This window comes from Streptomyces sp. NPDC058257, from assembly GCF_042881845.1.
Taxonomy (GTDB): domain Bacteria; phylum Actinomycetota; class Actinomycetes; order Streptomycetales; family Streptomycetaceae; genus Streptomyces.
Genome location: NZ_JBHVXJ010000005.1, coordinates 245,759 through 258,599, shown reverse-complemented (window position 1 = coordinate 258,599; position 12,841 = coordinate 245,759). Strand labels below are relative to the sequence as shown.

At 69.9% G+C, this 12,841-nt stretch carries 14 protein-coding genes; 2 read left to right on the top strand and 12 right to left on the bottom strand.

Features of this window, described 5'->3' with window-relative positions:
- Positions 1 to 15: 15 nt before the first annotated feature.
- The 3 genes from ACFVXC_RS16055 to ACFVXC_RS16045 form a co-directional block, all read right to left on the bottom strand.
- Positions 16 to 801, bottom strand: coding sequence for an electron transfer flavoprotein subunit beta/FixA family protein (locus ACFVXC_RS16055; protein WP_389905724.1), 786 nt, complete (start codon positions 799 to 801; stop codon positions 16 to 18).
- A gap of 230 nt (positions 802 to 1,031) precedes the next feature.
- Positions 1,032 to 1,541: a flavin reductase family protein gene (locus ACFVXC_RS16050; protein ID WP_389905722.1), complete on the bottom strand. Its 510-nt coding sequence runs from the start codon at positions 1,539 to 1,541 to the stop codon at positions 1,032 to 1,034.
- 239 nt (positions 1,542 to 1,780) lie between these two features.
- Positions 1,781 to 2,143 carry a TlpA family protein disulfide reductase gene (locus ACFVXC_RS16045; RefSeq protein ID WP_389905720.1) on the bottom strand — a complete coding sequence of 121 codons (363 nt, stop codon included), beginning with the start codon at positions 2,141 to 2,143 and terminating at the stop codon, positions 1,781 to 1,783.
- A 200-nt stretch (positions 2,144 to 2,343) separates the two neighbouring features.
- On the opposite strand from ACFVXC_RS16045, the gene ACFVXC_RS16040 reads away from it, so the two are divergent.
- A complete protein-coding gene (locus ACFVXC_RS16040) occupies positions 2,344 to 3,072 on the top strand; it encodes a lysophospholipid acyltransferase family protein (RefSeq protein WP_389905718.1) in 729 nt (242 codons plus the stop codon).
- A 62-nt stretch (positions 3,073 to 3,134) separates the two neighbouring features.
- On the opposite strand, the gene ACFVXC_RS16035 is transcribed toward ACFVXC_RS16040, so the two are convergent.
- The 8 genes from ACFVXC_RS16035 to ACFVXC_RS16000 form a co-directional block, all read right to left on the bottom strand.
- Positions 3,135 to 3,827 (bottom strand): B3/4 domain-containing protein, encoded by a 693-nt coding sequence (locus ACFVXC_RS16035; protein ID WP_389905716.1) that lies wholly within the window; start codon positions 3,825 to 3,827, stop codon positions 3,135 to 3,137.
- A 27-nt stretch (positions 3,828 to 3,854) separates the two neighbouring features.
- Positions 3,855 to 4,451, bottom strand: a complete 597-nt coding sequence (locus ACFVXC_RS16030; RefSeq protein WP_389905715.1) for a transglutaminase family protein — start codon at positions 4,449 to 4,451, stop codon at positions 3,855 to 3,857.
- Between the two features lie 90 nt (positions 4,452 to 4,541).
- Positions 4,542 to 5,612 carry a threonine aldolase family protein gene (locus ACFVXC_RS16025; RefSeq protein ID WP_389905713.1) on the bottom strand — a complete coding sequence of 357 codons (1,071 nt, stop codon included), beginning with the start codon at positions 5,610 to 5,612 and terminating at the stop codon, positions 4,542 to 4,544.
- Between the two features lie 29 nt (positions 5,613 to 5,641).
- Entirely contained in the window at positions 5,642 to 6,391 is a 750-nt protein-coding gene (locus ACFVXC_RS16020; RefSeq protein ID WP_389905712.1) for an SDR family NAD(P)-dependent oxidoreductase, read from the bottom strand.
- Between the two features lie 26 nt (positions 6,392 to 6,417).
- Positions 6,418 to 7,833: a DUF6421 family protein gene (locus ACFVXC_RS16015; RefSeq protein ID WP_389905710.1), complete on the bottom strand. Its 1,416-nt coding sequence runs from the start codon at positions 7,831 to 7,833 to the stop codon at positions 6,418 to 6,420.
- Positions 7,834 to 7,913: 80 nt separating this feature from the next.
- Positions 7,914 to 8,936, bottom strand: a complete 1,023-nt coding sequence (locus ACFVXC_RS16010; protein WP_389905708.1) for an alpha/beta hydrolase — start codon at positions 8,934 to 8,936, stop codon at positions 7,914 to 7,916.
- Positions 8,933 to 10,063, bottom strand: a complete 1,131-nt coding sequence (locus tag ACFVXC_RS16005; RefSeq protein ID WP_389905707.1) for an LLM class flavin-dependent oxidoreductase — start codon at positions 10,061 to 10,063, stop codon at positions 8,933 to 8,935. The genes ACFVXC_RS16010 and ACFVXC_RS16005 overlap by 4 nt, the downstream gene beginning before the upstream one ends.
- A 148-nt stretch (positions 10,064 to 10,211) precedes the next feature.
- Positions 10,212 to 10,784, bottom strand: coding sequence for a CGNR zinc finger domain-containing protein (locus ACFVXC_RS16000; RefSeq protein ID WP_389905705.1), 573 nt, complete (start codon positions 10,782 to 10,784; stop codon positions 10,212 to 10,214).
- A gap of 55 nt (positions 10,785 to 10,839) precedes the next feature.
- Between ACFVXC_RS16000 and ACFVXC_RS15995 the strand changes: the two genes are divergently transcribed.
- Entirely contained in the window at positions 10,840 to 12,054 is a 1,215-nt protein-coding gene (locus ACFVXC_RS15995) for an MFS transporter (protein WP_389905704.1), read from the top strand.
- Positions 12,055 to 12,167: 113 nt separating this feature from the next.
- On the opposite strand, the gene ACFVXC_RS15990 is transcribed toward ACFVXC_RS15995, so the two are convergent.
- Positions 12,168 to 12,719 carry a tellurite resistance TerB family protein gene (locus ACFVXC_RS15990; protein ID WP_389905702.1) on the bottom strand — a complete coding sequence of 184 codons (552 nt, stop codon included), beginning with the start codon at positions 12,717 to 12,719 and terminating at the stop codon, positions 12,168 to 12,170.
- Positions 12,720 to 12,841 lie beyond the last annotated feature (122 nt).

Below are 12,841 nucleotides of genomic sequence, written 5' to 3'. Positions count from 1 at the left end.
AGGGGCGGCTGAAGCTCAGATGAACTTCTGGCCCGCGAGGAACTCGGCGAGCTGCCTGCCGCCCTCGCCCTCGTCCTTGACGATCGTGCCCGCGGTGCGCGCGGGACGCTCGGTGGCCGACTCGACCTTCGTCCAGGCACCCTCCAGGCCCACCTGCCCGGCCTCCAGGTCCAGATCCGAGAGGTCCCAGGCCTGCACCGGCTTCTTCTTGGCGGCCATGATGCCCTTGAAGGACGGATAGCGGGCCTCACCCGACTGGTCGGTCACCGACACGACAGCGGGCAGCGAGGCCTCCAGCTGCTCGGAGGCCGCATCGCCGTCACGGCGGCCCCTGACGACACCGCCCTCCACGGACACCTCGGAGAGCAGCGTGACCTGCGGGACACCGAGCCGCTCGGCCAGCAGCGCCGGAACCACACCCGCCGTACCGTCCGTGGACGCCATCCCGGAGATCACCAGGTCGTAGCCGGCCTTCTCGATCGCCCTGGCGAGCACCAGCGAGGTCCCGATGATGTCACTGCCGTGCAGATCCTCGTCCTCCACATGGACGGCCTTGTCCGCACCCATCGACAGCGCCTTGCGCAACGCGTCCTTGGCATCCTCGGGCCCCACCGTCAACACGGTGATCTCCGCGTCGTCGGCCTCACCCGCGATCTGCAACGCCTGCTCCACCGCGTACTCGTCCAGCTCCGACAGCAGGCCATCGACGTCATCCCGGTCGACGGTCAGGTCATCGGCGAAGTGCCGGTCGCCGGTGGCGTCAGGCACATACTTCACGGTGACAACGATCCTCAAGCTCACGCCGGCTCTCCTACTGCATCGTCTTTACTGGGCTGCTGCCTTGCTCTGGCCACTGCCTTCTTGCAGGCAGCATAGGCGCCTGAAGGGGCGGATCCCGGTCGGGGCGGCCCGCGCTCCGACCAGAATATTACTCGCCAGTACACCCAGTGCATTCCCACTAAGCAAGCGCTTTGAACTGTGACCTTCCCAACCCTCTGTAATCGGGCGCCGAGAGGGTCGTCCGGGAACTTTCAGTCGCGCAGCGCGTTGAAGCGCCCCTGGTGGTAGAGCAGGGGCCGCCCCGCGCCCGCGGGGTCGCCGAGGACGGCCTCCGCGAGGACGATGCGGTGGTCACCGGCGGGAACCCGCGCCGCGACCTTGCAGACGAGCCAGGCCAGCGTGCCGTCGAGCACGGGCACACCCTCGGGCCCCTCGTACCACCGCGTGCCCGCACCGAAGCGGTCGGCGCCGCTGCGCGCGAACGTCGTGGCGAGGTCGAGCTGATGCTCACCGAGTATGTGGACGCCGACGTGTTCGGCCTCCGAGACCGCGGGCCAGCTGGACGCCCCCGTACCGATGCCGAACGAGAGCATCGGTGGCTCGGCGGAGACCGAGACGAGCGAGGTGGCGGTGAAGCCGACGGGCCCGGCCGGGCCCTGGGCGGTGATCACCGCGACCCCCGCGGCGTGCTGCCGGAAAACGGAGCGCAGGAGATCGGGGGAGGCGAGTCGGGGTGTGCGGAGATCGGGCGTGGCCGTCATGGAATTGTCCTTCTGCAGGAGGTACGAGCGGTTCCGTGGCTGCTCAGCAGCCCGGACAGCGCGCACTTGCATGACGGGCGAGGTCCACGTGGACGCGCTCGAAGAGAAGGAGCTCCGGAGGCATGGAAGCAGGCTCGCGATAGATGGCGGGTGCGGTCAAGCCCGTTCCGCGATGTGGAAGACGGCTCCGCAAGCCCTGGACCTGTGTCATCGCGCTCTCCTCCCCCTCACACCGCGCCTCACACGGCCTCGCCGAGGGCGGCGATCACGTCGGCCCTGCGCGGCTGCCCTGTCGCGCGCCGCACGACCTGTCCGTCCGCGTCGAGCACCAGCACGGTCGGCGTCTTGAGGATGCGCAGTTCGCGTACGAGTTCGAGTTCGGCCTCGGCGTCGATCTCGACATGGGAGACGCCGGCAACCATGTCCGCCACGTCCGCGAGGACGCGGCGGGTGGCCCGGCAGGGCTGGCAGAAGGCGCTGGAGAACTGCACGAGCGTGGCCCGGTCCCCCAGTTCGTACCCCGCCCACGTTCCCGGCCCCGGCACGTCGAGCCGGTCCCCCGCATCACGTTTGTGCACGTCAGCCTCCCGCCCCTGCGTCATGATCCAACCGTCCTCGTCTTCAGCGTCCCCGCGTCCGCGAACATTCCCAACGTGACGAGAATCTCGCGCCCACGGGGCACGATGGGTGGTCAGCCGTCCGTTCTTGGGGCACGATCTGCGCAACGCCGAAAAACCTACGGCTGCGTAACTTCCCGCCGGGAGCCCCCTCCCAAGGCAGACACGAAGGGCCCTCCCCACCCATGGCAGAGCTTGTCTACCGTCCGGTCATCGGTGCCGCGAAAACACTGTTCAAGGCATGGGACCTGAAGATCGACTGCAAGGGGTCGGAGAACATCCCGCTCACCGGCGGTGCGGTGCTGGTCAGCAACCACATCAGTTATCTCGACTTCATCTTCGACGGCCTCGCGGCGCTGCCGCAGAAGCGGCTCGTGCGCTTCATGGCCAAGGAGTCGGTGTTCCGGCACCGGATCGGCGGCCCGCTGATGCGCGGGATGAAGCACATCCCCGTCGACCGCAAGCAGGGCGAGACGGCCTACCAGCACGCGCTCGAATCACTGCGCTCCGGAGAGATCATCGGGGTCTTCCCCGAGGCGACGATCTCCCCGTCGTTCACGCTCAAGAGCTTCAAGTCGGGCGCCGCGCGCATGGCCCAGGAGGCCGGGGTCCCGCTGATCCCGATGGCGCTGTGGGGCACGCAGCGGCTGTGGACCAAGGGGCAGCCGCGCAACTTCAAGCGCAGCCACATCCCGATCACGATCCGCGTCGGCGAGCCCCTCGAGGCGCCGAAGGACCAGTTCGCGGGCGCGATCACCCGGCGCCTTCGCGAGCGCTGCCAGGAGCTCCTCGAGGCCGCTCAGCGCGCCTATCCCGTACGCCCCAAGGGCCCGGACGACACGTGGTGGATGCCGGCGCACCTCGGCGGCACCGCGCCGACTCCGGCCGAGGTGAAGGCCGCCGAGGCGAGCTGAATCGATTACTCCGGGCGGCTCGCTCCCGGCGCTCGCTCCGGGCACCTCTAGGGGCGCTCGGACTACGCCCGCTCCGGCGCGTGGACTGTGAGTCGCGCGCCGGGGCTGAACTTTTCGAGCAGCTCGGCCAGTTCCGCGCCCGCGGCCTCGGCGCCGGATTCCGGCCCCATCCCCTCCAGCAGGAAGATGGCGTTGACCGACTCCTCGGTGAGGCGGGTGCGCGGCCCCTGGCGCCAGTTCCAGCGGCGGCACGTGACGCCCTCGTCGTCGCACCAGACGACCTCGCCCGCGTCGGGGCGCTCGATGACCTGCTCGCCCCCGGCCATGGTGACGAAGGCCTCGGTACCGGTGGCCCGCACCAGGCGCATGCCGCCCTTGATGTGGTCCAGGTCCTCGCCGCCGACCGGGATCAGGTGGGCGACGCTGATCGCGTTGTAGATGTCGACGAGGGTGTTGATCCTCGGCAGACCGCTGTCGGCCAGGGCCCGCTTGGCGAGCGCCTCGGCGGAGTTGCGCGTGCGGGAGGGCTTGGCACCGAAGGCGGTGTACGCCGCGCGCCAGGCCACCATGTGCGGGTCCTCGTGCGGGGCACGGCCCTGGAGCCGCTCGGCGAGTCGGCGCGCGGCCTCGTCGAGGAGGACCGAGGTCTCGTCGGTGCTGGGTCCGTTGACGAGTCCGTAGGCCTCGATGGCTACGTGGGTGAAGCCGGGCGCGAGGGCGCGCACCTCGTCGGAGACGCTCAGGTCGATGGTCATGGTCCGTCATGCCTCACAGTTCGTACGTCACAGTTCTGAGGGGTAGATCTGCCAGAGATGCTGCCGATCGCGGGCTACTTTGAGCGCGCGGAGCGCCACCGGACTCGGTTCAGCATACAGGACTGGGTAGTCCACTTCATTGGACTTCGGATCCACGGGCCAGGCCAGCCGCTCCTCACCGAGACGGAACTGCGCGTCGACCCCGGCCGGGATGTTCCCGCGCGGATCCTGCCGGTGCCAGGCGCCGTCGAGACGTACGGCGACCAGGCCGTGCAGGGAGTAGCCACTGGTGTTGTCGTCACGCAGCCGCTGATAGCAGAACGCCGTCGGGATGTCCTCGGCGCGCAGCAGGGCGGCCAGGGCGTGGGACTTGGCAGTGCAGATGCCGGTGCGCTCCCGAAGGACGTCGGAGGCGCGCCAGGTGACCTCCATGCGGCCCGAGTCCTGCGAGTGCGGGATGGCGTCCCGCACGAACTCGTAGGCAGCGTGAGCGTATGCGTATGAATCCGCGGCGTCGGCAGCGAGGCGCGCCGCCGTCTCGCGTACGAGCGGGTGATGGTGGTCGACCACCTCATCGGCGGCCAAATAGGCGGAGAGGTCTGGGGTTTCCTGGATCAGCTGCATGCGACGGGAGCATAGAAATGCGATCGACCGCATGTCAATGCTTTTACGGTCGACCGCATATCTATGCAGCAATCAGGAGGTGCCAGTCGGCTAGCGCGCCATCTCTTCCTTGAGCGCCGCCACGAATCCGTCCACGTCCTCCTCGCGCGTGTCGAACGCGCACATCCAGCGGACGTCGCCCGCCGCCTCGTCCCAGAAGTAGAAGCGGTACAGCTTCTGCAGCCGCTCGCTCACGTCGTGCGGCAGCCGCGCGAAGACCGCGTTGGCCTGCACCGGGTAGAGGATCTCCACGCCGTGGACCGCGCGCACGCCCTCCGCGAGGCGCTGCGCCATCTCGTTCGCGTGCCGGGCGTTGCGCAGCCAGAGGTCCTTGGCAAGCAGGGCCTCCAACTGCACCGACACGAAACGCATCTTGGAGGCGAGCTGCATGGACAGCTTGCGCAGGTGCTTCATGTGTTTGACGGCGTCCTGGTTGAGGACGACGACGGCCTCTCCGAAGAGCGCGCCGTTCTTCGTGCCGCCCAGGGACAGGATGTCCACGCCGACCGCGTTCGTGAAGGCCCGCATGGGCACGTCGAGCGACGCGGCGGCGTTCGATATGCGCGAGCCGTCGAGGTGCACCTTCATTCCGAGTCCGTGCGCGTGGTCGCAGATGGCGCGGATCTCGTCGGGCGTGTAGAGCGTGCCCAGTTCGGTGTTCTGCGCGATCGAGACGACCTGCGGCATCGCCCGGTGCTCGTCGTCCCAGCCGAACGCCTGCTTGTCGATCAGCTCGGGCGTGAGCTTGCCGTCGGGCGTGGGCACCGTGAGCAGCTTGAGGCCGCCCATGCGCTCGGGGGCGCCGCCCTCGTCGACGTGGATGTGCGCCGACTCGGCGCAGATCACCGCGCCCCAGCGGTCGGTGATCGCCTGGAGCGCGACGACGTTCGCTCCCGTGCCGTTGAAGACCGGGAACGCCTCGGCCGTGGGGCCGAAGTGACCGCGGATGACCTGCTGGAGGTTGGCCGTGTAGTCGTCCTCGCCGTACGCGATCTGGTGACCGCCGTTGGCGAGGGCGATGGCGGCGAGCACCTCCGGGTGGGCGCCCGCGTAGTTGTCGCTGGCGAAGCCCCGTACATCCGGGTCGTGGTGACGGCGCGCGTCGGTCTTCGGAGGATTCACGGGGTCTCTGTCACGGGTGTCGCGAGCGGTCACGGCTTCTCGGTCAGCCACAGGCGGGTTCCGTTCACTTCTCCGGCGGGCCGCTCCCAGACTCGGGCGATGGCCTCGGCCAGCTCCTTGACGTCCGTGAAGCCCGCGAACTTCGCGTTGGGCCGCTCCGCGCGCATCGCGTCGTGCACCAGCGCCTTGACCACCAGGATCGCAGCCGCCGATGTCAGGCCCTGCTCGCCCTCCCCCTTCCCCGCCTTGCGGAATGCGTCGCCGAGGGCGAGTGTCCAGGCCTCGGCTGCGGCCTTCGACGCGGAGTACGCGGCGTTGCCCGCCGTCGGTTTGGAGGCGCCGGCCGCGCTGATCAGGAGATAACGGCCGCGGTCGCTGCGCTGCAGGCCCTCCTGGAAGGCGAGGGAGGTGTGCTGCACCGTACGGATCAGGAGCTTTTCGAGGAGGTCCCAGTCGGTGAGGTCGGTCTCGGCGAAGGTGGCGCTGCCGCGCCAGCCGCCGACGAGGTGGACCAGGCCGTCGATCCGCCCGAACTCCTTCTCCGTGCGGGTGGCCCACTCCCGGGTCGCGCCCAGGTCGAGGAGGTCGACCGTGTCCCCTATGACGGTGGCCCCGCCGTGCGCGTACCGCGCGGCGTCCACCGCCTCCGCCAGACGCGCCGCGTCGGCGTCGGACGCCACGACCGTGGCTCCGGCCTCGGCGAGCCTCAGCAGCGTGGCACGGCCCGCGGGACCGCCTGCCCCCGCGACCGCGACCACGGCTCCATCAAGTGCGGACATCGTCCTCGCCTCCTCGGTGTGGGCGCTCACGCGGCGACCGGCTCGGCGCTCGACGCGGTGATCCCCTTGGTGGAGGCGATCACGTGCTTGAGCTTCTTGGAGAGCGCCTCATAGAACATGCTGAGCGGAAACTCGTCAGGAAGCACGTCGTCGACGAGTTTACGGGGCGGAAGCTGCACGTCCAGGGCGTCCGGACCCTTGGCCCAGCGCGATCCGGGGTGCGGGGCGAGGTACTGGGACACCAGGTCGTACGCGGCGAACCAGTGGACGAGCTTGGGGCGGTCGATGCCCGCGCGGTAGAGCTCCTCGATCTCGGAGCACAGCTGGTTGGTGACCTGCGGCGCGCGCTCCCAGTCGATCCGCAGCTTGTTGTCGGTCCAGCGGACGACGTCGTGCTTGTGGAGGTACGCGAAGAGCAGCTGGCCGCCGAGTCCGTCGTAGTTCTTGACGCGGTCGCCCGTGACCGGGAAGCGGAACATCCGGTCGAAGAGGACGGCGTACTGCACGTCGCGCGCCTGCGGGACGCCCTCGGCCTCCAGTTTCACGGCCTCCTTGAAGGCGGTGAGGTCGCAGCGCAGCTCCTCCAGGCCGTACATCCAGAACGGCTGGCGCTGCTTGATCATGAAGGGGTCGAACGGCAGGTCGCCGTGGCTGTGGGTGCGGTCGTGGACCATGTCCCACAGGACGAACGCCTGCTGGCAGCGGTCCTGGTCGCCGATCATCTCGCGGATGTCGTCGGGCAGTTCGAGCCCGAGGATCTCGACGGAGGCCTCGGTGACGCGGCGGAAGCGGGCGGCCTCGCGGTCGCAGAAGATGCCGCCCCAGCTGAAGCGCTCGGGGGCTTCGCGCACGGCGATGGTCTCGGGGAAGAGCACGGCCGAGTTCGTGTCGTACCCGGCGGTGAAGTCCTCGAAGGTGATGCCGCAGAACAGCGGGTTGTCGTAACGCGTGCGCTCCAGGTCGGCCAGCCACTGGGGCCAGACCATGCGCAGCACGACCGCTTCCAGATTGCGGTCCGGATTGCCGTTCTGCGTGTACATCGGGAAGACCACGAGGTGCTGCAGGCCGTCCTCGCGGTCAGCCGCGGGCTGGAAGGCGAGCAGCGAGTCGAGGAAGTCCGGCACCTTGAACCCGTCGTCCGCCCAGCGCCGCAGGTCCGCTCCGAGTGCCTGGTGGTACGCGGCGTCGTGCGGCAGGAGCGGGGCGAGCTGCTCGATCGCGGACAGCGCGCGATCGACGGTGAGTTCGGCCACGGACTTCGCCGGGGCGCCTTCCGCGTCGAAGTCGATCGAACCGTCCGCGGACTGCCACGGGCGGATCTCTTCCACGGCGTCCTTGAGCATCGGCCAAGCCGGGTGCTCCACGACCCTTCCCATGGGGACACCCCCACTCGCGGGAGGAACCGCACCTTCCGTCACCTTCTGCACAAGAATTTCCGTCACTTGTCAACCTCCACGGGAGAACCTCGCGTAAGGACACCGTATGCGTGCGAGGTTCCCGCCACAAGGGGAGGCTCGGGAGATTATCCTGTGACACCCCCAACATCACCGCTGATTTTCCTGCCGCGTACCGCCAACGCGACTACTTCTGCCACATCTGCCATCGCGGCCCGCGCGTCGCCCAGGATCCGCGGGAAGCCCAGGAAGCCGTGGAACATCTCCGGATAGTGCCCCCGCGTCACCGAAACCCCCGCCAGACGCAGCTTGAGCGCGTACTCCGCGCCCTCGTCGCAGAGCGGATCGCAGCCCGCGGTGACGATGTGCGCGGGCGGCAGCGCGGCGACGTCCGCGCGCAGAGGTGAGGCGTAGGGGTGTGTGCCGTCGCCGTCCGGGCCCAGGTACTGCTCCCAGAACCAGCGCATGTGCGCGGCGGTGAGGAAGTAGCCGGTCGCGTTCGACGTATACGAGTCGCTGCCCTGCCCCGCGTCGAGCACGGGATAGATCAGCACCTGGAGCGCCACGGCGGGCCCCCGGCGATCCCGCGCCAGCAGAGCGGCGACGGCGGCCAGGCCGCCCCCGCTGCTGTCCCCCGCCGTCACCACGGCGCCCGGATCGCCACCGAGACCGCCCGCCCTGGTCCGGGCCGCGGCCCAGCACAGCGCCGCGTACGCGTCCTCGGTGGCCGCGGGGAAGCGGTGCTCGGGGGCGAGGCGGTAGGCGACGGAGACCACGACGGCGCCGGACTCGGCGCAGAGGGTGCGGGCCGTGGCGTCGTGGGTGTCGAGGTCGCAGAGGGTGTAGCCGCCGCCGTGGAAGAAGACGACGGTGGGGCGGGGGTGGCTGTGGGAGCGGTTACGGGGCCCCTCGGGGCGGTAGACGCGCACGGGCAGGTCGGGAGCCCCTACGGGACCGGGGATGACCCGCTCCTCGACCGCCCCCACGGGCGGTGCGGATTTGGCCGAAGCGGGGGCCGCGGCCAGGACGCGGCGGGCCTCGACCGCGTCGGTGACGGTGCCGCCGAGGTCGGGGAAGGCGGCGCTCAGCGCGTCCACGAGGGGCCGCGCGCCCGGGGCGAGGCGGTCGCCGCCTGCGTCGGCCGTCGTCACCCCGTCTCCTGGGCGCGGAAGTACGGGATGACCTTCTCGCCCCACTGCCGCAGGGTCTCCATGCACGCTTCCTGCGGGACGGTGCCCATCTGGATGAGGCACATGATCTCGTCGGCCCCGGAGTCGCGGAGCCGTTCCACGTACGCGATGGCGTCGTCGGCGGTCCCATAGGCGTGATCGGCGTTGAAGGTGGCCGTGGACGTGGGCCGCACGGGGATGTCGTGCTCGTGCAGCCGCGCGACGACCTGCTCGGCGGCCTCGCGCATCGCGGCCGCCTCGTCGGCCCCTTCGACCACCGCCTCGTCGGGGATGCCCGCGCCGCCGTACCAGTGCCCGATGGACTGTGCGAAGAACCGCTGCCCGCGGATACCCACGCGCCGGGCCGCTTCCCGGTCGTCGAGCACGATGGTCGGACAGAGCACGGAGAAGTGGTCGTTGACGACGCTGGACACGAAGCGCGCGTCGCTGCGACCCGCGATCGCATCGTCGTACGCCGCGCGCATCCCGGCGATCGAATCGGGCCCCGCGAAGCCCATCACCAGTGCGCCGATGCCGAGTTCGGCGGCCTGTGTCAGGGTCTCGGTCCTGCTGCAGGCGAGGAAGAGCGGTGGGTGCGGGGTCTGGCGCGGGCGGGGCAGGATCGGATGGGGGGCGATGTCGAGCAGCGCGCCGTGATGCTCCAACTCCTCGCTCTCCCAGGCCTTCCCGATGATCTGGAGCGCTTCCTCGACCTCCTGGGTCGTACGTTCCTTGTCGACGCCGCAGAGCGACGTCTCCTGGAGCGTTCCGCCACGCCCCGCCCCGAGGTCGAGCCGCCCCCCGGACAGCAGATCGAGCATGGCGGCGCGCTCGGCGACCCGCGCCGGGTGATTGAAGCGGAACGGCATGCAGACCACGCCGTGCCCGATGCGAATCGTGCTTGTGCGCGCGGCGACCCAGGTCAGGAAGATCTCCGGGGCGCTCATGTGGGCGTACCACTTGAGGGAGTGGTGCTCGACCGCCCAGACGCGGTCGAACCCCATCTCCTCGGCCAGGACGGCCTGTTCGACGCTGTCGCGGATGAGTTGATGCTCCCGCTCGACGGTGGGGTCGGCGAGCTGCGCTTCGAATATGACGGAGAACTTCACGTGGCCTCCAGGGGGTTGGGCCCCGGGCACACGGGTTTCGCGTGCGCCCCTATTTCGATTAGCCATATGACTAGTCGTCAGGTCGCAAGGAAACAAGGCCTGTACGTGAGGTAATCGCGGCACGCCGAGGCGGGTCGGTCGGGCACGCCTACTGCGACGGGCGCGTACGGCGGTGGCTTGCCACGCGCTCCCGTGTGGCGCACCGACCCGAGCAGTAGCGGCGGGGCGGTCCGCCGCTGGTGACAAAGACGTCGGTGCAGCGCCGCGCGGCACACACTCCGCCGGGAGGACGCTGCCGGTTCCAGACGAGGACGGTCATCGCCATGCAGGAGGAGGCGAGGAACCACTCCGCCCACGGTGCGTCGTCGTCGCTGTCGAGATGGATGTGCCACGGGGTCCGGCCCTCGTGCGAGGTGAGACGTGCCGGTCCGGATCCCCCGGCCAGGAGCCCGTTCAGCCGGGTCGCCGCCGCGTCGACATCAGGGGAGGCGAATACGTCGCGGAGGGAATCCGCCACAGGCCGCATCTGCCGTACGTCCTGGCGGGACACGTCCAGCGGGTCGGCCTCGCCGTATGCGCGCAGCACGGCCGCGACGTCCTCCGGCGTGGGCGTTTCGACGGTCGTCAGGACGTTGACGAGTGCGGCGGCGCGCTGAGCGGTCCGCAGGACGGAGTGGCGGGTGCACCAGTCGTCGTCCTCGGGCGCACGGTTGGAGGGCATGGGGAGAGAGTAACGCTTATATCAAAGTGAGCCGTTACTGCGTAACGTAAACATCATGCTGACGCGTTACAGATTGCCGCTCTACGTCGCCGGGGCCGCCACCGCCCGTGCCGGCGACGAGATGTCAGGCCCCGCCCTGCTCCTGGTGGGTGTCGCGGCCACCGATTCCGCCTCGGCAGGGTCCGCGCTCCTGTCCGGGATCACGATCTCGGCCGCGGTCGGCGGGCCCGTGTTCGGAGCCATGCTCGACAGGGCCGCGGCTCCGGGGCGATTACTGGCCGGCGCGCTGGTCGCCTACTCCGCAGCGCTGATGGTGATCCTGTTGATTCTGGGGCGACTTCCCCTCCCCTTCGTCATCGCGACCGCCATGCTCGGCGGGCTGCTCGGCCCCGCTCTGGCCGGCGGGTGGACCTCACAGCTTCCCCGGGTCGTCGAGCCGGACGGACTGTCGCGGGCCACCGCGCTCGATGCGATGACGTACAACTTCGCGAGCCTGGCGGGACCGGCCCTCGCCGGGGTGGTCGCCGTGCTCGCCGGTGCCGAGAGCGGCGTCGTAGCAGCCGTGGCGCTGATCGCACTGGCTCTGCCGGTCGCGTGGACACTGCCTGCGGACCCCGCGGCCTCCTCGCGCCGCCGCCGGACGTCGGTCGTCGGTGACTTGGTCTCCGGCTTCCTCGCCATCGTTCGCGCCAGGTTCCTGGCCCGCGCCACGGTCACCTCCGTGATCTCGTACATCGGCGTCGGTGTACTGGTCACCTGCAGCCCCCTTCTCGGCGAGGAGGCGTTGGGCACGGCGAACGCCGGGACCTTCTTCCTCGCCGCTCTCGCGGTCGCGTCCCTCGCCGCGAACGTGCTCGTGGCCAGGCGGCCCGGCGTGCTGCTCCCCGACACGACGGTGCTCGGCAGCACGCTGGTGCTCGCCGTCGCGTTCCTCCTTGCCGCCACGGTCTCGCCCGTCCCGCTCTTCGTCGCCATGGCGCTCGCGGGGGCCGCCGCCGGACCGCAGTTGACCGCGCTGTTCGCCGTGCGTCATCGCGAGGCGCCCGAACGGCTGCGCGGCCAGATCTTCACCACGGGAGCGAGTCTGAAGATCACCGGATATGCGATCGGAGCGGGTATCGGCGGTCCGATCGCGACGTGGTCGCTTTCCGGCGCCTTGGTGGTGGCCGCCGGCTTCGAGGTCCTCGCCGCCGCGAGTTACGCGGCTGTCACGGCGGTTGGGCGCGGTAGGGAAGCGCGGACGCCGGACGGGGCAGGCACGCGGGCGTAGTTGGGGCCCGCACCGTGAGGTGCGGGCCCCAACTGCACGGAGGCCACACGGAAGCGCACCCCGTCATACGGTCATCGGTCATCGGGGGGCGATGTGCGGTCATCGAGCCCTGATCAGAGGCCGAACTCCTGCGGAGAGACGCCGAGCGCCGCGCACGCTTCCCGCAGGACCTGCTCCTCGGCCGGGGCGATGTACCCGTCCGCTCCGGCGACGACGAACCCGGTCTGCACGACCGCCTTGGCCTCCATCGGCTTCTTCGCCGCCTTGGCGATCTCCTGCATGGCCTCGGTCTTGCCCTGCTGGAAGTTGAACGTCAACTGGTCGGCGTGCTTGTTGAACCGCTGCCGCAGCTGCTCCGGCGGGAAGTTCTTCAGGACGTCGTTCTGCAGGATCAGCGACTCCACATGCTGCCGCTCGGCCGGGTCGACCGTCCCGTCGGCCGCCGCGACCAGGGCGCACATGGCCATGCTCGCGTCACGGTAGGCGCCGCTCTTCAGCTCCGTCTTCAGGGAGGTGAGCTGGGACTTGAGCACGCCCACGAGCTGCGCCTTCGACCCCCCTCCGGATCCTGACCCCGGCCGCCCGTGCCCACCGGAGCCGCGTGTCCCCTGCGACTGCTGCTGCAGCCCCTTGGCCTGGTCCTTGATCCGGTCCCACATCGCCATCCGTGCCACCTCGGCTGCCTGTTCGCTTCGTCCGCACGCGTTCCGCACGTCCCTCTGCCAACCTGCCAACGCCTCCCCACCCAGCGAAGTTCCACAACAGACACAGGGGTGAACACGGCGCC